This is a genomic window from Marinobacter qingdaonensis, from assembly GCF_034555935.1.
In the GTDB taxonomy this organism is placed as follows: Bacteria; Pseudomonadota; Gammaproteobacteria; order Pseudomonadales; family Oleiphilaceae; genus Marinobacter; species Marinobacter qingdaonensis.
The window spans coordinates 192,848-210,237 of sequence record NZ_JAYDCJ010000003.1 but is presented as its reverse complement, the minus strand read 5'-3'; the positions used below and the strand labels follow the sequence as shown (position 1 = coordinate 210,237).

Sequence of the window (17,390 nt, the reverse complement as noted above, 5' to 3'; positions counted from 1 at the left end):
CAACTATAAATACACAGGCGGCTCGGAAGCCAAGACAGCATCTTCCCGACCGAAACGGGTTTGGCGGCCGACTGGATGGTGAACCTGGTCTATCTTGGATAGACCGACCAACAAAATCGCACAACGGGAGAGAACGATGAGCTCGACACCGAATCAGACAGGCGCTGGCAAGTGTCCGGTCATGCACGGTTCCATGACCAAGATGGACAGCCACGGTACGTCTGTTAAGGACTGGTGGCCAAACCAGCTGAATCTCAACATCCTGCACCAGCATGCGCCCAAGTCGAACCCGCTGGGCGACGCCTTCAATTACGCCGAGGAGTTCAAAAAGCTGGACCTGGCGGCGGTGAAGAAAGACCTTGCCGACCTGATGACCGACTCCAAGGACTGGTGGCCGGCAGACTATGGCCATTACGGCGCCTTTTTCATCCGCATGACCTGGCACAGCGCCGGCACCTACCGTCAGGGCGACGGTCGCGGTGGCGCCGCCACCGGCAACCAGCGCTTTGCGCCGATCAACAGCTGGCCCGACAACGGCAACCTGGACAAGGCCCGGCGCCTGCTTTGGCCGATCAAGAAGAAGTACGGCAACAAGCTGTCCTGGGCCGACCTGTTCATCCTGACCGGCAACGTGGCCATGGAAACCATGGGCTTCAAGACCTTTGGCTTCGGTGGCGGCCGGGAAGACATCTACCAGCCGGAAGAGGACATCTACTGGGGCGCCGAGGACGAGTGGCTGGCCACCAGTGACAAACCCAACAGCCGCTATTCCGGCGATCGCGACCTGGAAGATCCGCTGGCGGCGGTGCAGATGGGCCTGATCTACGTGAACCCGGAAGGCCCGGACGGCAACCCGGACCCGCTGGCCTCCGCCAAGGACATTCGTGAAACCTTCGCCCGTATGGCGATGAACGACTACGAGACCGTGGCCCTGACCGCCGGTGGCCACACCTTCGGCAAGACCCACGGCGCCGGCGACCCGGACAAGGTCGGCCCGGAACCGGAAGGCGCGCCCATCGAGGAAATGGGCCTGGGCTGGAAGAGCAGCCACGGCACCGGCAAGGGCCGGGACGCCATCACCAGCGGCCTGGAAGGCGCCTGGACCGCCAACCCCACGACCTGGGACATGGGCTACTTCGATGTGCTGTTCAAGTACGACTGGGAACTGACCAAGAGCCCGGCCGGGGCCAACCAGTGGAAGCCGGTGGGCTTGACCGAAAGCGACATGGCGCCGGACCCGGAGGATCCGTCCAAGAAGGTGCCGATCATGATGTCCACCGCGGACATGGCCATGAAGCTGGACCCCGATTACCGCAAGATCTCCGAGCACTTCCACAAGAACCCGGAAGAGTTTGCTGACGCCTTCGCCCGGGCGTGGTTCAAGCTGACCCACCGGGACATGGGACCGAAAGTCCGGTACCTGGGCCCGGAAGTGCCGGCCGAAGACCTGATCTGGCAGGATCCGGTTCCGCCGGTGGATCACGAACTGGTGAATGCCCAGGACATCGCCGATCTGAAGGCCAAGGTGCTGGCCTCCGGCCTGTCCACGGCTGAGCTGGTGTACACCGCCTGGTCGTCGGCCTCCACCTTCCGGGGCTCCGACATGCGTGGTGGTGCCAACGGCGCCCGCATCCGGCTGGCGCCCCAGAAAGACTGGGAGGTCAACGAGCCCCAGAAGCTGGCCAAGGTGCTGCAGACGCTGGAAGGCATCCAGAAGGCGTTCAACGACGCCCAGTCCGGCAACAAGCGGATTTCACTGGCTGACCTGATTGTGCTGGCGGGTTCCGCCGCGGTCGAGAAGTCGGCCAAGGACGCCGGGCACAATGTGCACGTGGACTTTGCCCCGGGTCGCACCGACGCGACCGACGAGCAGACCGACGCCGAGTCCTTCGAGCCGCTGAAGCCGGAAGCCGACGGTTTCCGTAACTACCGCCGGGCCCGGTTCACCGTCTCGGACGAGGAAATGCTGGTCGATCGGGCCCAGCTGCTGGGACTGAGCGCACCGGAAATGACGGTGCTGGTTGGCGGCCTGCGAGTGCTGGATGCCAACTATCAGGGCAGCAAGCACGGGGTCTTCACCAAGACGCCGGGTCAGCTCAGCAACGATTTCTTCGTGAACCTGACCGACCTCGATACCGAGTGGAAGCCGAAATCGGACGAAGCCGACGTGTTCGAAGGTCGTGACCGCAAGAGCGGTGACCTGAAGTGGACCGGCACCCGGGTCGACCTGATTTTCGGGTCCAACTCGCAGCTGCGAGCCATCTCCGAGGTCTATGCCCAGGACGATGCCAAGGAGAAGTTCGTGAAGGACTTTGTGGCCGCCTGGACCAAGGTGATGAACGCCGACCGGTTTGACCTGGCCTGATTCAGGGCCAGTAACCTGAAACCAGCAGGGCGCGGCGGTTAACCGGCGCGCCCTTTTTGGTGCTGATGATCCTCACTCCGCCTTCACATTCATGGTGATGGCGGCGGTAAACACCGCTTGCTCACTCTCGTCGTACAGGGTGACCGGCACCACTTTCTCACCGGGGCTGTCCCAGTCCACGTCACTGCCATCGGCCACGGCGCGCAAGCCGGTTTTGGCCTTGGCCAGGTACTGCACCGCCATGCCCTGGGGAATCCAGCGGCTGCCCGCGGGAATCGAGGCGTCCGTCATCAAACCGGCCACCAACTCGGCGGCGTTGCACATGGCAATGGCGTGCACGGTGCCGATGTGGTTGGTGATTTCCTTGCGAAACGGCATGCGTGCCTCGGCGTAGGTGGGCTTCAGTTCGACCAGCTCGGGCGCGATGGTGCTGAAATAGGGGGCCTGTTGGCAGACCATGGCGCTGAACTGTTCGGCGCCGAAGGCGTTGAAGGCGGCAAGGGATTGGCTCATGGGAGTGTCTCCAGTCAATTTTCAGTAACAGAATAATATTCTGTAAAAGAGCATTATTCTTTGCTTGTGGGGCTGTCAACGAAGAAAATGGCCGGGCAGGCGGTAGAATGTCCGCCATCGAGAATCAGAGTCGGAGTGAATCATGACGCAGAGCGCCATGCTGGAGCGTTGTTTTCCCGGGCGACGAGCCGGGCTGAAACGGGAAATCCTGGGCCAGGCCCTGGCCTGCTTCAACGAGTTCGGGGTTGAGGCCACCACCATCGACGCCATCAAGACCCGCTGCAACACCAGCGTTGGCGCCATCTATCACCATTTCGGCAACAAGGAAGGGGTCCTGGCCGCGCTGTTTTTTGCCGCCCAGGACGATCAGCAGGCGTACCTCAAGCCCTACCTGGACAACGCCGGGAGCCTGCGCGACACGGTGATGGCGTTGGTCACCAGTTACCTGGACTGGGTGGTGGACAACCCCGACTGGGCCCGTTTCCTGTATCAGGCCCGCTCCGCTGTGGCGAAGGGCCCGCATCGGGAGGAGCTGGAACGGCGCAACGCCGGTAATCGTGGGCATCTGCGTCAGCGTCTGGAGGCCTTGCAATCCCGGCAGGCGGAGTTGACCGTACCCTTCGAGCTGCTGCCGTCGCTGATCATCGGCGCCGCCGAGAATTACTGCCGGGCCTGGCTGTCGGGCCGGGTTGCCACCTCACCGGCCGAGTACCGGCAGACGCTGTCGGAGGCGGCCTGGCGGGCCGTAGGCCAACCCTACAGCTGAGGCCCGGCGCGGCTCAGAAATCGTCCCAGTAGGGCGGGTCGCCGAAGAAGCCGTCCATGAAATCGATGAAATAGCGCACCTTGCTGGCGAGCAACTGGCGGTGCGCGTAGACCGCGTACAGGGACATGGGCTCCGGCTCGTAATCCGGCAGCAGCACCTGGAGCTGGCCGGCGCGGATGGCGGCACCGGAGATGAACGTCGGTTGCAGGGCAATGCCGGCGCCGGCCTCGGCGGCGGCTACCAGCACATCCCCATTGTTGCTCACCAGCTCGTCTCTCCCACTGCGCTGACCGCCCTGAAAGCCCCGATAGAGTGCCGGACTGGCTTCCGGATCCATATAGCTGTAGCGCAGGTAACGGTGGTCCCGAAGGTCGTCCGGGTGGCGCGGGGTGCCGTGGCGGGCCAGATACTCCGGTGACGCGCAAAGCACCAGGCGAATGGGGGCGATGCGTCGGGCGATCAACGATGAGCTTTTGAGGTGGCCGATGCGCAGGGCGATGTCGAAGCCTTCTTCGACAATGTCGACCTTGCGGTCGTTCAGCTGCAGGTCAATGCCCACGGCCGGATGCGCCTGCTGGAACTGGCTGAGCAACGGTGCCATGTGGCGGATGGCAAAGGACACCGGGGCGCTGATGCGCAGCGTGCCCCGGGCCTGGGTCTGCAGGTCGCCCAACTGGTCTTCCATGTCGTCGATGTCGGCCAGGATCTGCTGAGCCCGCTGATGGTAGCGTGTGCCGGCTTCGGTCAGGTGCAGCCGGCGGGTGGTGCGGTTCAGCAGCCGGACGCCCAGGTGGGTTTCCAGCTGGGCCACGTACTTGCTGACCAGTTGCGGGGAGGTGTCCAGTCGCTCGGCCGCGCGGGTAAAGGTGCCTTCGTTGACCACGGTTACGAAGGCGCGCATGGTGTCGATCCGGTCCATGGGAAAGCCTGCTCGTCGGTTTTGTTGATTATCAATCATGTGTTGATAATCAAGCAACAGATGCCCTCTTAGTTGTCGCGGGTGAGGATAGTAAAGTGGTTCCATCGCCTGGAGGGAGTCTTCAGGCTCCTCCAAAACGAGACCACTTAGAGGTGAATGACATGAACAAGCAAACCGTACAGACCCTGCTCCAGTCCAACGCCGGCATCGCCGCCCTGATCCTTCGGGTGCCGCTCGGTGTGATCCTCGCCGCCCATGGCGCCCAGAAACTGTTCGGCTGGTTCGGCGGCTACGGGCTGGAAGGCACCGGTCAATGGATGGCCAGCATTGGCCTGGAGCCGGGCTACCTGATGGCCCTGCTCGCCGGCAGCGCGGAGTTCTTCGGTGGCCTGGCCCTGGTGCTGGGACTGCTGACCCGCCCGGCGGCCCTGGTATCCGCGCTGACCATGCTGGTCGCCATGTTCGCCGTCCACATTGGCAACGGTCTGTTCATGGCCAACAACGGCTACGAATTTGCCCTGAGCCTGCTGGCTGCCAGCGTGGCGCTCACGGTCCAGGGTGGCGGCCGGTTGGCCCTCGACAACCTGCTGGCGGCGCAGCTGGGCCAGGCTCGCCCGGCAACCGCAGGAGCGGTGTAAATGAGTCGTCAGCCGGACGTGCTCTTCATCTCCCACGGTGGCGGTCCGCTGCCACTGCTGGGAGATCCTGGTCATGAGGAACTGGTGGCGCGGCTTCAGGGCATCGCCGCCAACCTGGCCAGGCCCTCGGCCATCCTGGTGGTCAGCGCCCACTGGGAAGAGCCGGTCCCGACCATCACCGCAGGCGCCCATCCCTCGCTGATCTATGACTACTACGGCTTCCCGGACGAGGCCTATGAGGTTCAGTACCCCTGCCCGGGCGAGCCGGAACTGGCCCACAAGGTCCAGGCGGCGCTGACCCAGGCTGGCATCCCGGCCCGACTCGATAGCCAGCGCGGCTTCGATCATGGCCTGTTCGTGCCCCTGAAGCTGATGTACCCGGAGGCGGACATTCCCTGCATCCAGTTATCCCTGACCGACAACCTGGATGCCGCCAGCCACCTGGCCATCGGCCGGGCGCTGCAGGCCCTGGAGTATGAGAATCTGCTGGTGATTGGGTCCGGGTTTTCGTTTCACAACATGCAGGCGTTTTTCGCGCCACCGACCCCGGAAAGCCAGGCCCGAAACGAGGCCTTTGAAGCCTGGCTGGCGGACACCTGCTGCAGTACCGAGCTGGAAGAGGCCGAACGCCATCACCGCCTGGTGAATTGGGCCGACGCCCCCCACGCCCGCTACTGCCATCCGCGGGAGGAGCACCTGCTACCCCTGCACGTGTGTTATGGCCTGGCGGGGCGCCCGAGCCACACCCGATTGAGCGCCACCGTCCTGGGCAAGCAGTCGGGCATGTTTCACTGGTGAGTGAGGCTGGCCAGGGCGCGGCGGATGGTCTCGGGGATGGGCGTGGGTTGACTGCTGGCGCGGTCGACGAACACGTGCACCACCTGGCCCAGGGCCGCCGGCTCCGGGTCCTGTTCCTTGAAGATCGCCAGTTCGTAGGTTACCGAGCTGTTGCCAAGCTTGGCGACCCGCAGACCCACCGCAATGGCCTCGGGGTAGGCGAGGGGTTTGCGGAACTGGCAGTTGGAGCTGACCACAAAACCGACCACCTCGCCGCCGTGGATATCCAGGCCGCCTTCTTCAATCAGATAACGGTTGATGGCTGAGTCGAAGTAGGAATAGTAGGTCACGTTGTTCACATGACCGTACACATCGTTGTCCATCCAGCGGGTGCTGATGGGGTAGAAAACCGGGAAATCGTTGCGTTCCAAGTCGTGTCTCCTGCGGGTGGGGATGCAAGCCTGGCCTGGCTCTTCGTCAGAACGCCGCCTGGTACACGGCCAGGGCATCCGCCTCGGTGACTTCCCGGGGGTTGTTCACCAGCAACCGGGTCTGTTTCATGGCGTCGGACGCCAGGGTCGGCAGGTCGGTCTCGCCAATACCCACATCGCGCAAGGTCTGCTCCAGTCCCAGATCGGCGCTCAGTGCTTCCAGGCGGTCGATGAACTGGTTCACTCGCTGATCCGCGGGCACCGAGGCCAGATCCGGGAAGGCGTCGGTGGCCAGGGTCGCGTAGGCGTCGCCACAGGTATCGGCGTTGAAGCGCATGACGTGGGGCAGCACCAGGGCGTTGGACAGGCCATGGGGCACATGGAAGATGCCGCCAATCGGGTAGGCCAGGGCGTGCACCGCCGCCACCGGTGAGTTGGCAAACGCTTGGCCGGCCAACATGGCGCCCAGCAGCATGTCGGAGCGGGCCTGGACGTTGCGGCCATCTTTTACCGCGGTTTCGATGTTGGCACCCAGCAGGCGCAGGCCTTCCCGGGCCAGGGCCTTGGACACCGGGTTGTTGTTGGCCGACGCCGAGGTGTAGCTTTCGATGGCGTGCACCATGGCGTCGACGCCGGTGGCCGCGGTTACCGGTGCCGGCAGGCCCAGGGTCAGCTCGGCGTCCAGCAGGGCAATGTCCGGTAGCAACTGGGGCGCGACCACGCCCTTTTTCTCGGTCTCGCCAACGGTGATGATGGAGATCGGGGTGACTTCCGAGCCGGTACCGGCGGTGGTCGGAATCTGAATCAGCGGCAGGCGCTGGCCTTTGGCCATGCCGACGCCATAAACGTCGTCCAGCTTTTCACCGCCGCCAATCAGCAGGGCAATGAGTTTGGCCACGTCCATGGACGAGCCGCCGCCAAAGCCGATCACGCCGTCGATGTTGGCTGCCCGAGCCTCGGCCAGTGCCGCCTCCACGACGGCAACGGGAGGATCGGCCACCACGCCGTCAAACACCCGGTACTGGACACCGGCTTCGTCCAGGGCATTGGTGGCAGAGTCCAGCAGGCCGGCCTTGATCAGGCCCGGGTCGGTGACCAGCAGCACACTCCTGCCCATCTGCTCACTGACGATGGAGCCCAGGCGTTTGATGGCGCCAGGTTCGCAAATCACGCTCTTGGTGGTGTTGAAGGTAAAGGCGGTCATGGTTGCTCTCCCCAAATTTTCGAGCCAATTGTTTGTAATTGTTGCCAGCCGATCCTGAAACGGGGTTTCGTAGGCGTTGGGCATCGCGGAGAGCTTCAGCATAGCATCGAAAGCCGGCTGGCTGGCTATGGCTTTTGGGGGGCGACTGTCAGGCCTGGGCGGCAGGGTGTGAAGCGGCGCGGGTCTGTTGTTCCCGACTCTCCGGCAGCGCCATGTTGAGCGCCATCAGCAGGTCGGTGATCTGGCTCATCTTCACCCGCAGTCGGCTGGAGCAGGCGCTGTCCTCGCAGTCGGACTGCTCGGTGGCAAGCTCGTACTGCTTCTCGAGGATGATGTCCTGGATCGTTGTGATCTGCTGATTGGTCAGCATGATCGGAATCTGTTCGTCCTTCATGGGTACAACTTCCTTTTAAGCGATGGGTTGGAGTCGAACGATATGCTACGGCGATTTAATGGCTATGGATTGCATTTGCGTGATTGATTTAGTCAATGTTGCTGAGCGGGACGGAGTGGATGGCCTCGCTCACGGGCTGCGGACGCCTGCGTTATCGGGCGTGGGCAATTGCTTCTGCATCGTGTAGTTTGTGATGAGGCGTTGTTGGAGGGGAAGTCCGATGATATTGCGAACCCTGGTGTTGTTGTGCTCAGTCCTCGTTGTCAACGTTGGTTGGGCTCAGGAACGCACCATCACGGTCGTTGGTGATAAGTGGTGCCCATTCAATTGCAGCGATGACCCGGGGGACCGAGGCCTACTGGTCGAGCGAGCCGCCGCTGCGCTTGCCGATGCCAACATTGGAATGCGGTATCTGGAGCTGCCCTGGAGTCGTGCCATCGCCGAGGTCCGTGCTGGCGAGATCGACGCGATCGTCGGTGCCGGGCCGGAGGAAACCCCGGATTTTCACTTCCCCGCGCGGCCCCTCGCCATTGCCCGTCACAGTTTTTTTACCTTGCCCTCCAGCGACTGGCAATACACCGGACTCGAGTCTTTGGCGCAGGTCCGCCTGGGAGTGATCCAGGACTACTCCTACGGCACTCTCTTTAATGATTACATCCAGCCCCATAAGAATGACGAGCAACGGATTGTGGTGTTGCGAGGCAACGACGTTCTGCCGCGCCTGATTGAAATGCTGAGGTTGGGTCGAATTGATGCATTTGTCGCTGAAGAACGGGTGCTCGCTTATCACTTCAGTTCCAAAAGCATGCCCAATCCACTGCGAAACGCGGGATTGGCGAGTGAGGAAAATTTGTACATTGCATTCTCGCCCGCACTCGGGGATGGAGTCACTTTAGCTTCGCTGCTCTCTCAGCAGTTGCCGCAGCTATCGATAACCTCGCAATACGATTGAGCTGCCACTTTTTGGTGGCTAACTGACGCTGCTCGAACAGATTTCGATCGCCGGTGAGGCTGTACGAAAAGCTTCGTTCACTTTATTATTCGAAAAACGGCATATTCGTTTATCTGAATATAATGGAGTGGAGCATGAAACGTCGTGTCTTGTTCGTCTGCACCGCCAACAGTGCCCGTTCCTTGATGGCCGAGGCCCTGCTCCGGGACCTGGCCGGCGACCGGTTCGAGGTGGCCAGCGCTGGAACCGAGCCCGCCACACCGCACCCAATGGCGCTTCAGGTTCTGCAGGACGCCGGCATTGCCACCGAGGGCCTGCGCAGTAAACGGTTGGCGGACCTGCAGGACCAACCCTGGGACTACGTGATCACCCTGTGCGAGAAAGCCGCCCAGGAGTGCGGAACGGTGTGCCAGCCGGCCCAGCAGATTGCCTGGGATTTTCCCGATCCGGTGCCCTCGGCCCGCCTCGCTACCTTCGTGGTGACCCTGAAAGACATCAAAGAGCGGCTCTCCCTGTTCACCCTGGTGCATCAGAAAACCGCTGGGCGCCAGGCGGCCAGCTTCGATCCGGTCATCGTCTTCAAAGCCATGGCCGATGAACTCCGCCTGTCGGCGCTGTTGTTGATCAAGGACCAGCAGCAGCTCTGTGTCTGCGAGCTGACCGAGGCCTTTGACGCCGCCCAGCCGAAAGTCAGCCGTCACCTGGCCAGCCTTCGGGATGCCGGGTTGCTGGCAACCGAACGCCGGGGGCAGTGGATTTATTACTCCCTGAACCCGGAGTTACCGCCCTGGCTGGCTCGGGTACTGGACGAAACCGCCCGTTCCAACAGCGAATTGATCAAACAGCCCCTGCAACGCCTGGACGCCATGGCCAACCGGCCTGTGCTCCAGTGTCAGTAAGCAGCAGGCGGCAACGTCACGGTTTATCACCTTGCAGGAGTTTCGCATGAGCACAATCAAAGTGGGTATCAATGGATTCGGGCGCATCGGGCGCCTGGCACTTCGGGCCGCCTGGGGCTGGCCGGACATGGAATTCGTCGCCATCAACGATCCGGGCGCCGACGCCGGCACCCTGGCGCACCTGCTGAATTTTGACAGCGTGCATGGCCGCTGGGACCGTGAGGCCATCACCGACGGCACCAGTATTGTCATCGACGGTCAGCGCCTGCGGGTGACCCACAACCGCAGCATCGGTGAGACCGACTGGTCCGGTTGCGATCTGGTGATTGACGCCAGTGGCGTGAACAAGAAGGTCAAGGACCTGGAAGCCTACCTGGAGCAGGGCGTACAGCGGGTCGTGGTCACTGCGCCGGTTAAGGAGCCGGGGGCGAAGAACTTTGTGGTTGGCGTCAACGACCATCAATTCGATCCGGCCACGGACCGGATTGTGACTGCCGCTTCCTGCACCACCAATTGCCTGGCGCCGGTGGTGAAGGTTATTCACGAGAAACTGGGCATCAAGCACGGCTCGATCACCACCATTCACAGTCTCACCAACACCCAGACCATCGTTGATGCGCCCCACAAGGACCTGCGTCGGGCCCGGGCCTGCGGCAGTTCGCTGATTCCGACCACCACCGGCTCTGCCACCGCCATCATCGAAATCTTCCCGGAACTCAAGGGCCGACTCGATGGCCATGCGGTGCGCGTGCCCCTGACCAACGCCTCCCTGACCGACTGCGTGTTTGAGGTGGCGCAGGCCACGGATCGGGAGACCGTCAACCGTGTGCTGAGGGAAGCCGCTGAAGGCGAGCTTGCGGGTATCCTCGGGTATGAGGAACGGCCGCTGGTGTCCATCGATTACCGGACCGACCCGCGGTCCTCGATCATCGATGCATTGTCCACCATGGTGGTGAACGGCACCCAGGTGAAAATCTACGCCTGGTACGACAACGAATGGGGCTACGCCAACCGCACCGCCGAACTGGCGCGCAAGGTGGGTGCCGCCTGACATGAGTGCCGCCATCCGACAGTATCTGGTCATCACCGGCAACTACTGGGCTTTCACCCTGACCGATGGCGCCCTCCGGATGCTGGTGGTCCTGCACTTTCACCAGTTGGGTTACTCGCCGCTGGACATTGCCCTGTTGTTCATTTTTTACGAGTTCTTCGGGGTGGTGACCAACCTGGTCGGGGGCTACCTGGGCGCGCGCCTGGGTCTGAACCGAACCATGAACGTCGGGCTGTTCCTGCAGATCCTTGCCCTGGCCATGCTGGCGGTACCGGCGGCCATGCTGTCGGTGCCCTGGGTCATGGCGGCCCAGGCGCTGTCGGGGATCGCCAAGGACCTGAACAAGATGTCGGCCAAGAGCGGCATCAAACTGCTGGTGCCGGATGGTCAGCAGGGCACCTTGTACAAATGGGTCGCCATTCTCACCGGCTCCAAGAACACCCTCAAGGGTGTCGGCTTCTTCCTCGGCGGAGTCCTGCTGATGGCGGCCGGCTTTACCGGCGCCGTGGTCATCATGGCGGTGGCCCTGACCCTGGTCTGGCTGGCCAGTCTGGTGCTGCTGAAACAGGAACTGGGCAAGAGCAAGGCCAAGCCGAAATTCACCGATATCCTGTCCAAGAGCCGGGCCATCAACGTGTTGTCCGCGGCCCGAATGTTCCTGTTCGGGGCTCGGGATGTGTGGTTTGTGGTCGCTCTGCCGGTGTATCTGCACACCGCATTTGGCCTGGATTTCTGGCAGGTGGGCGGGTTCATGGCCAGCTGGATCATCGGCTACGGCTTCGTCCAGACCCTCGCGCCCCGGATTACCGGCGGGCGCGAAGGCCGGCAACCGGCGGTGCTCTGGGCCTCGGGGCTGGCGGTGATTCCGGCGGCCATTGCCCTAGGGCTGGGGGCAGGCTGGTCGCCCGAGTGGGTGGTGTACGGTGGCCTGCTGTTGTTTGGCGTGCTGTTCGCCATCAACTCGTCCCTGCATAGCTACCTGATCGTCAGCTACGCCCGGGGCGACGGCGTATCGCTCGATGTCGGCTTCTATTACATGTCCAACGCGGCTGGGCGGTTGCTGGGCACACTGCTGTCGGGCTGGGTTTACCAGGCGTACGGCCTTGAGGCCTGCCTGTGGATTTCCGCACTGCTGGTGGCGGCCGCGGCGGCCTTGTCGTTGAGGTTACCGGTGAGGCGGCCGGCACTCGCGGGGTAGCCGCCAGCGGGCGGGTGGCCGCGTTTTCGAACCAGAGCGGATAAATGGAGACGGGCGAAGGGGTTAAGCCAACCGAATGCGATATCGGGTCACGCCCGCGTCTTCCTCGCGCAGCCACTCGATCCGGTGGCCGGTCAGCTCGCACAGGGCCTGCAGGTCCTTGCGGCCGCTGGGGTCGTCGGCGAGGAAATCGACCTGGGTGCCGCTGGGCAGGTGTTGGGTGCGTTTCTTGAAGCGCAGGATGGGCAGCGGGCATACCAGACCGACGGCGTCGATCTGGTATACCTCGCCCGGCTCAGGCGTTGGGTCAGTGGCCGGATTGATCAAGGCGAACGCTCGACTCGCTGCTGTACTGTTCGGCCGAGGACCAGCCGAACTGGTTCAGCGCCAGCGGGGCGGCGTAGGCAATGACCAGGGCGGCAACGAAGCCGGCGATCATGACTTTCATGACGAGCCCCCCTTGCCCTGTTTGGCCTCCACTTCGGCCACCCACAGGTCGTGGTGCTGGCGCGCCCACTCCACGTCCACCTGACCGTTGCCCATGGCGTCGAAGGCGCCTTCCATGCCGACCGAGCCGATGTAGATGTGGGCGATGATGGCCACCATCATCACGAACGCCACGATGGAGTGCCAGATGTTGGCGTACTGCATCTCCTCGTGGGGCGCCAGCTCGGTGGGCAGGCTGGTACCAAGGACACTGTTGATCAGGCCGAAGGTGTCGGCAAACATCGGCATCTGGAACGGGAACAGCAGCGACAGGCCGGACAGGGATACGGAGACACCCAGCACCATCACGGTCCAGAAGATGATCTTCTGGCCGGCGTTGAATTTCTTCGCTGACGGGTGGCCCTTGGTGAAGATGCCACCGCCGGCCTTGATCCACTGCCAGTCCAGCTTGTTGGGGATGTTGTGCATCACCCACATGCAGAAGGTCATCACCAGGCCCAGCATGAAGGCCCAGGCAACGTTGTTGTGCAGCCACTTGGAGCCGGCGGCCAGGGTGGCGAAGGCTTCAGGTCCCATCACCGGTATCAGGAAGCTGCGCCCCATCAGGGTGATCAGCCCCGTCAGTCCCAGCGCAATGAACGAGCCGGCCAGCAGCCAGTGCCCGAAACGCTCAATGGCCTTGAACCGCTCGATGGTGGTGCCAGCCGGACCACCGTCAATCCTGATGCGGCCGCGGATGAAGTAAAACACCGCGAGCAGGGCAATCATGCCCAGGATCGCGCCGCCACCGTAGGTGATGACCGGCCCCTCCCGCAGCTTGTACCAGGGCATGCCGCCGTCCTGGATTAGCACGTTGGCGGCGGGGCTTTTGACCTGAGTCTGGGGATCAAGTTCGTTGTAGCGCAGGCCGCGCCACACGTCGGCATCCGAACGTCCGCCGTTGGTGCCCAACTCGCCACTGATCGGGGCGGCGTTGGCCGGATTGCCAAGGTTTTCGGACCGGAAGGATTCGTCGACTTTCAACCGTTCCTGACGGGCCATGATGTCTTCGAGGGTTTGCGCCCCCCCGGTGGCGGATCGATCAACCGCCCCGGGCTCTTCCGCCCAGGTCGGATTAGCGACCAGCGCCGCCAGGGCAAACACGGCGGCACCAAAGAATTTTAGGTTCATGCGTGCACTCCAACGGAATCAACAAGAAGAAATCGGGGCCTGGTACGAACCGGGGCCCGAAGGCCCCGGTTCGGCCAAGCGGTGTTACGCTCCTTTCTTCTCGTAGGCGGTGCCCCAGCCCCAGGCGCCGGAACCGAAACCACGGTTCACCACGCGCTGGCGATAGATGTCCGCCACCTCGTTGCCGTCACCGGCCAACAGGGCTTTGGTGGAGCACATTTCCGCACAGATCGGCAGTTTGCCTTCGGCGATCCGGTTGCGGCCGTACTTGTTGAACTCGGTGGTGGAGTTGTCCTCTTCCGGGCCACCGGCGCAGAAGGTGCACTTATCCATCTTGCCCCGGCTGCCAAAGTTGCCCGCTTGCGGGAACTGGGGCGCGCCGAACGGGCAGGCGTAGAAGCAGTACCCACAGCCGATGCACAGGTCCTTGGAGTGCAGCACCACACCGTCCTCGGTCTGGTAGAAGCAGTCCACCGGACAGACGGCCATGCAAGGCGCGTCGGAACAGTGCATGCAGGCGACCGAGATTGAGCGCTCGCCTGGCTTGCCGTCTTCAACAGTGACCACGCGGCGCCGGTTGATACCCCAGGGAACCTCGTGCTCGTTCTTACAGGCCGTTACGCAGGCATTACATTCGATGCAGCGCTCGGCGTCGCAAAGGAATTTTGCTCTTGCTTGTCCTTCAAGTGCCATGGTCTACACCTCTTGTTATGCCGGCATAATCGTACACAGGGTGGCTTTGGTCTCTTGCATCTGCGTGACCGAGTCGTACCCGTATGTTTGGACCGTGTTAGTGGATTCACCCAGGACATAAGGATCGGAGCCCTTGGGGTACTTGTCCCGCAGGGACTTGCCTTCCAAATGCCCGCCGAAGTGGAAGGGCATGAAGGCCACGCCTTCGCCCACACGCTCGGTGACCATTGCCTTCACCTTGATGCGCCCGCCCTCGGGGCCGGACACCCAGACGTCATTGCCGTCACGGATGTTCAGGTTGTTGGCGTCGCGCGGGTTCACTTCGATGAACATCTCCTGCTGCAACTCGGCCAGCCAGGGGTTGGAGCGGGTCTCGTCACCGCCACCCTCGTACTCGACCAGACGGCCGGAGGTGAGAATGATGGGGAACTCCTTGCTGAAGTCCTTCTTCTGGATCGACTCGTACAGGGTCGGTACCCGCCAGAAGGTCTTGTCGGCGTAGGTCGGGTACTTCTCGAGCAGGTCCCGACGCGTGGTGTACAGCGGCTCGCGGTGAATGGGCACCGGATCCGGGAAGTTCCAGACAATGGCCCGCGCCTTGGCGTTACCGAAGGGCGCGCACTCGTGCTTGATCGCCACCCGCTGGATACCGCCCGACAGGTCGGTCTTCCAGTTGGTGTCGGCACCGGCAATGCCATCGATGGTGGCACGCTCTTCCGCAGTCAGGTCCTTGTCCCAGCCCAGTTCCATCAGCATCTGCATGGTGAACTCGGGGTAACCGTCCTTGATCTCGGAGTTCTTCGAGTACACGCCGTCGGCCAGCAGGCTCTCGCCGTTGCGCTCAACCCCGAACCGGGCCCGGAAGGTGAGGCCACCCTCAGACACCGGCAACGACAGGTCGTACAGGTTCGGGGTGCCCGGATGGTTCATCTCGGGGGTGCCCCAGCACGGCCACGGCATGCCGTAGACATCGCCGTCACAGGGACCGCCCACGGCACGCAGGGTGGTCTTGTCGAAGTGATGCTGGTTGGCCATGTGCTTCTTGAGACGCTCGGGCGACTGGCCGGTGTAGCCGATGGTCCACATGCCCCGGTTGAATTCCCGAGTGATGTCCTCGATGGACGGCTCGTCACCGTCGATCGCGATGTTGCGGAACATGCGGTCGGTGAAGCCGAACTTGTCGGCGAACAGCTTCATGATCTCGTGATCGACCTTGGAGTCGAACAGCGGATCGACCACCTTTTCACGCCACTGCAGCGAGCGGTTCGAGGCGGTCACCGAGCCGTGGGTCTCGAACTGGGTGGTGGTCGGCAGCAGGTAGGCGCCGTCCTTCCGGTCGTGCAGCACGGCCGACACGGTCGGGAAGGGGTCCACCACGACCAGGAGGTCGAGCTTCTCCATGGCTTCCTTCATTTCGAGCTGGCGGGTCTGCGAGTTGGGGGCGTGCCCCCAGAGCACCATGGCCCGGGTGTTGTCCGGCTGTTCCAGGTTTTCCTTGGCTTCCAGGACGCCATCGATCCAGCGCGATACCGGGATGCCCTTTTCGTTCATCATGGCTCGGGTCTTGCCATCCTTGTCCCAGGTGGCAAACCGTCCCTTCAGCCAGTCCAGATCCTCTTCCCAGACCCGGGCCCAGTGGCCCCAGGCACCGGCACTCAGGCCGTAGTAACCGGGCAGGGTATCGGCCAGAACGCCCAGGTCGGTGGCGCCCTGCACGTTGTCGTGACCCCGGAAGATGTTGGTGCCGCCACCGGCCACACCCATGTTGCCCAGCGCCAGCTGCAGGATGCAGTAGGCCCGGGTGTTGTTGTTACCGTTGGTGTGCTGGGTACCACCCATGCACCAGATCACCGTGCCCGGGCGGTTGTTGGCCAGGGTGCGGGCGATGCGCTCGAGCTGCTTGCCGGGCGCACCGGTGACCCGCTCGACTTCCTCCGGATTCCAGCGCGCAACCTCTTCGCGGATCTCGTCCATGCCGTAGACCCGGGTGCGGATGAACTGTTCGTCCTCCCAGCCGTTTTCAAAGATGTGCCAGAGAATGCCCCAGGTCAGCGCCACGTCGGTGCCCGGGCGGAAACGCACGTATTCATCGGCGTGGGCGGCGGTGCGGGTGAAGCGGGGGTCGCACACGATCAGCGGCGCGTTGTTCTCTTCCTTGGCCTTCAGGATATGCAGCAACGACACCGGGTGCGCTTCGGCGGGGTTGCCCCCGATCAGGAAGATCGCCTTGGACTTGTGGATGTCGTTGTAGGAATTGGTCATGGCCCCGTAGCCCCAGGTGTTGGCTACGCCGGCGACCGTGGTGGAGTGACAGATCCGGGCCTGGTGATCGACGTTGTTGGTGCCCCAGTAGGCGGCAAACTTGCGGTACAGGTAGGACTGCTCGTTGTTGAATTTGGCGCTGCCCAGCCAGTACACGGAATCGGGCCCGCTTTCCTCGCGGATCTGCAGCATCTTGTCGCCGATTTCGTTGATCGCCTGGTCCCAGGAAATTTTCTGCCACTGGCCATCGACCATCTTCATCGGGTGTTTCAGGCGGCGTTCGTTGTGCGCGTGCTCACGCACTGCCGCGCCCTTGGCACAATGGGCGCCCATATTAAAGGGGCTGTCCCAGCCCGGTTCCTGGCCGGTCCAGACGCCGTTCTGGACTTCGGCCTCCACCGTACAGCCCACCGAACAGTGGGTGCACACCGATTTTTTATGAACGACTTCGCCACCTTCCGTTGAGGGCGTTGCTGCCTGGACCCGATTGGTCGTCAATGACAAGGCAGCCATCCCGCCAACGGCGACCCCGGAGGTCGCCAGAAACTGGCGGCGGTCCATGGTCTTGGCAGTGAGGGATGAAAGCAAAGAGCCTGCACGGGAGCCTTTCGCAACCCCGTTGGTCTTCTTTCTTAACATGTCAGTTACCTCAGTTGTTTTTCTTCTCGGTTCGGAGAAGTGCCGTTACCCGTGGGCATCACGCAACCGCGG

18 protein-coding genes are annotated in these 17,390 nt (G+C 62.8%); 8 read left to right on the top strand and 10 right to left on the bottom strand.

Annotated features, from left to right (window positions below; translation table 11 throughout):
- Window positions 1-136: 136 nt before the first annotated feature.
- Window positions 137-2,365: a catalase/peroxidase HPI gene (katG, locus tag U5822_RS04255; protein WP_322854383.1), complete on the top strand. Its 2,229-nt coding sequence runs from the start codon at window positions 137-139 to the stop codon at window positions 2,363-2,365.
- Window positions 2,366-2,437: 72 nt separating this feature from the next.
- Here katG and U5822_RS04250 read toward each other — a convergent pair whose 3' ends face one another.
- Window positions 2,438-2,878 (bottom strand): hotdog fold domain-containing protein, encoded by a 441-nt coding sequence (locus U5822_RS04250; RefSeq protein WP_322854382.1) that lies wholly within the window; start codon window positions 2,876-2,878, stop codon window positions 2,438-2,440.
- A gap of 142 nt (window positions 2,879-3,020) precedes the next feature.
- Between U5822_RS04250 and U5822_RS04245 the strand changes: the two genes are divergently transcribed.
- The gene (locus U5822_RS04245; protein WP_322854381.1) at window positions 3,021-3,644 is read left to right on the top strand and encodes a TetR/AcrR family transcriptional regulator; all 624 of its coding nucleotides are present in this window, start codon (window positions 3,021-3,023) and stop codon (window positions 3,642-3,644) included.
- 13 nt (window positions 3,645-3,657) lie between these two features.
- Here the strand turns inward: U5822_RS04245 and U5822_RS04240 are convergent, their stop codons facing one another.
- Complete coding sequence (locus U5822_RS04240; protein ID WP_322854380.1) at window positions 3,658-4,563, bottom strand: LysR family transcriptional regulator; 906 nt, start codon at window positions 4,561-4,563, stop codon at window positions 3,658-3,660.
- A 161-nt stretch (window positions 4,564-4,724) separates the two neighbouring features.
- On the opposite strand from U5822_RS04240, the gene U5822_RS04235 reads away from it, so the two are divergent.
- On the top strand, window positions 4,725-5,201 hold the full coding sequence (locus U5822_RS04235) for a DoxX family protein (protein ID WP_322854379.1): 477 nt from the start codon (window positions 4,725-4,727) through the stop codon (window positions 5,199-5,201).
- The gene (locus U5822_RS04230; protein ID WP_322854378.1) at window positions 5,202-5,999 is read left to right on the top strand and encodes a DODA-type extradiol aromatic ring-opening family dioxygenase; all 798 of its coding nucleotides are present in this window, start codon (window positions 5,202-5,204) and stop codon (window positions 5,997-5,999) included.
- On the opposite strand, the gene U5822_RS04225 is transcribed toward U5822_RS04230, so the two are convergent.
- From U5822_RS04225 to U5822_RS04215, 3 genes are all read right to left on the bottom strand, one after another.
- The gene (locus U5822_RS04225; protein WP_322854377.1) at window positions 5,990-6,409 is read right to left on the bottom strand and encodes an acyl-CoA thioesterase; all 420 of its coding nucleotides are present in this window, start codon (window positions 6,407-6,409) and stop codon (window positions 5,990-5,992) included. The two genes, U5822_RS04230 and U5822_RS04225, sit on opposite strands and share 10 nt — an antisense overlap.
- A gap of 46 nt (window positions 6,410-6,455) precedes the next feature.
- Window positions 6,456-7,613, bottom strand: coding sequence for an iron-containing alcohol dehydrogenase (locus U5822_RS04220; RefSeq protein WP_322854376.1), 1,158 nt, complete (start codon window positions 7,611-7,613; stop codon window positions 6,456-6,458).
- A 148-nt stretch (window positions 7,614-7,761) separates the two neighbouring features.
- Window positions 7,762-8,007 (bottom strand): hypothetical protein, encoded by a 246-nt coding sequence (locus U5822_RS04215; RefSeq protein ID WP_322854375.1) that lies wholly within the window; start codon window positions 8,005-8,007, stop codon window positions 7,762-7,764.
- Window positions 8,008-8,227: 220 nt separating this feature from the next.
- Between U5822_RS04215 and U5822_RS04210 the strand changes: the two genes are divergently transcribed.
- The 4 genes from U5822_RS04210 to arsJ all read left to right on the top strand — a co-directional run bounded on the left by U5822_RS04210 (window position 8,228) and on the right by arsJ (window position 12,107).
- Window positions 8,228-8,959: a substrate-binding periplasmic protein gene (locus tag U5822_RS04210; RefSeq protein ID WP_322854374.1), complete on the top strand. Its 732-nt coding sequence runs from the start codon at window positions 8,228-8,230 to the stop codon at window positions 8,957-8,959.
- Between the two features lie 134 nt (window positions 8,960-9,093).
- Window positions 9,094-9,858 carry a metalloregulator ArsR/SmtB family transcription factor gene (locus U5822_RS04205; protein ID WP_322854373.1) on the top strand — a complete coding sequence of 255 codons (765 nt, stop codon included), beginning with the start codon at window positions 9,094-9,096 and terminating at the stop codon, window positions 9,856-9,858.
- A 46-nt stretch (window positions 9,859-9,904) separates the two neighbouring features.
- On the top strand, window positions 9,905-10,909 hold the full coding sequence (locus U5822_RS04200) for an ArsJ-associated glyceraldehyde-3-phosphate dehydrogenase (protein WP_322854372.1): 1,005 nt from the start codon (window positions 9,905-9,907) through the stop codon (window positions 10,907-10,909).
- A gap of 1 nt (window position 10,910) precedes the next feature.
- A complete protein-coding gene (arsJ, locus tag U5822_RS04195; RefSeq protein WP_322854371.1) occupies window positions 10,911-12,107 on the top strand; it encodes an organoarsenical effux MFS transporter ArsJ in 1,197 nt (398 codons plus the stop codon).
- A gap of 63 nt (window positions 12,108-12,170) precedes the next feature.
- Here arsJ and U5822_RS04190 read toward each other — a convergent pair whose 3' ends face one another.
- The 5 genes from U5822_RS04190 to U5822_RS04170 all read right to left on the bottom strand — a co-directional run bounded on the left by U5822_RS04190 (window position 12,171) and on the right by U5822_RS04170 (window position 17,318).
- A complete protein-coding gene (locus tag U5822_RS04190; protein WP_322854370.1) occupies window positions 12,171-12,434 on the bottom strand; it encodes a sulfurtransferase TusA family protein in 264 nt (87 codons plus the stop codon).
- Window positions 12,415-12,555, bottom strand: a complete 141-nt coding sequence (locus U5822_RS04185) for a hypothetical protein (RefSeq protein ID WP_322854369.1) — start codon at window positions 12,553-12,555, stop codon at window positions 12,415-12,417. The genes U5822_RS04190 and U5822_RS04185 overlap by 20 nt, the downstream gene beginning before the upstream one ends.
- A complete protein-coding gene (locus tag U5822_RS04180; protein WP_322854368.1) occupies window positions 12,552-13,724 on the bottom strand; it encodes a formate dehydrogenase subunit gamma in 1,173 nt (390 codons plus the stop codon). Before U5822_RS04180 ends, U5822_RS04185 begins: the two co-directional genes overlap by 4 nt.
- Window positions 13,725-13,808: 84 nt before the next feature.
- Window positions 13,809-14,417, bottom strand: a complete 609-nt coding sequence (fdh3B, locus tag U5822_RS04175) for a formate dehydrogenase FDH3 subunit beta (protein ID WP_322854367.1) — start codon at window positions 14,415-14,417, stop codon at window positions 13,809-13,811.
- A 15-nt stretch (window positions 14,418-14,432) separates the two neighbouring features.
- Window positions 14,433-17,318 carry a formate dehydrogenase subunit alpha gene (locus U5822_RS04170; protein ID WP_322854366.1) on the bottom strand — a complete coding sequence of 962 codons (2,886 nt, stop codon included), beginning with the start codon at window positions 17,316-17,318 and terminating at the stop codon, window positions 14,433-14,435.
- Window positions 17,319-17,390 lie beyond the last annotated feature (72 nt).

Excerpts from the sequence above, each read along its gene's own strand:
- U5822_RS04245 (WP_322854381.1), top strand. The coding sequence starts at position 3,021 with ATGACGCAGAGCGCCATGCTGGAGCGTTGTTTTCCCGGGCGACGAGCC.
- U5822_RS04180 (WP_322854368.1), bottom strand. The coding sequence starts at position 13,724 with ATGAACCTAAAATTCTTTGGTGCCGCCGTGTTTGCCCTGGCGGCGCTG.
- U5822_RS04235 (WP_322854379.1), top strand. The coding sequence starts at position 4,725 with ATGAACAAGCAAACCGTACAGACCCTGCTCCAGTCCAACGCCGGCATC.
- U5822_RS04250 (WP_322854382.1), bottom strand. The coding sequence starts at position 2,878 with ATGAGCCAATCCCTTGCCGCCTTCAACGCCTTCGGCGCCGAACAGTTC.
- U5822_RS04210 (WP_322854374.1), top strand. The coding sequence starts at position 8,228 with ATGATATTGCGAACCCTGGTGTTGTTGTGCTCAGTCCTCGTTGTCAAC.
- U5822_RS04185 (WP_322854369.1), bottom strand. The coding sequence starts at position 12,555 with ATGAAAGTCATGATCGCCGGCTTCGTTGCCGCCCTGGTCATTGCCTAC.
- fdh3B (WP_322854367.1), bottom strand. The coding sequence starts at position 14,417 with ATGGCACTTGAAGGACAAGCAAGAGCAAAATTCCTTTGCGACGCCGAG.
- arsJ (WP_322854371.1), top strand. The coding sequence starts at position 10,911 with ATGAGTGCCGCCATCCGACAGTATCTGGTCATCACCGGCAACTACTGG.
- U5822_RS04200 (WP_322854372.1), top strand. The coding sequence starts at position 9,905 with ATGAGCACAATCAAAGTGGGTATCAATGGATTCGGGCGCATCGGGCGC.
- U5822_RS04220 (WP_322854376.1), bottom strand. The coding sequence starts at position 7,613 with ATGACCGCCTTTACCTTCAACACCACCAAGAGCGTGATTTGCGAACCT.
- U5822_RS04230 (WP_322854378.1), top strand. The coding sequence starts at position 5,202 with ATGAGTCGTCAGCCGGACGTGCTCTTCATCTCCCACGGTGGCGGTCCG.
- U5822_RS04170 (WP_322854366.1), bottom strand. The coding sequence starts at position 17,318 with ATGTTAAGAAAGAAGACCAACGGGGTTGCGAAAGGCTCCCGTGCAGGC.
- katG (WP_322854383.1), top strand. The coding sequence starts at position 137 with ATGAGCTCGACACCGAATCAGACAGGCGCTGGCAAGTGTCCGGTCATG.
- U5822_RS04240 (WP_322854380.1), bottom strand. The coding sequence starts at position 4,563 with ATGGACCGGATCGACACCATGCGCGCCTTCGTAACCGTGGTCAACGAA.
- U5822_RS04215 (WP_322854375.1), bottom strand. The coding sequence starts at position 8,007 with ATGAAGGACGAACAGATTCCGATCATGCTGACCAATCAGCAGATCACA.
- U5822_RS04205 (WP_322854373.1), top strand. The coding sequence starts at position 9,094 with ATGAAACGTCGTGTCTTGTTCGTCTGCACCGCCAACAGTGCCCGTTCC.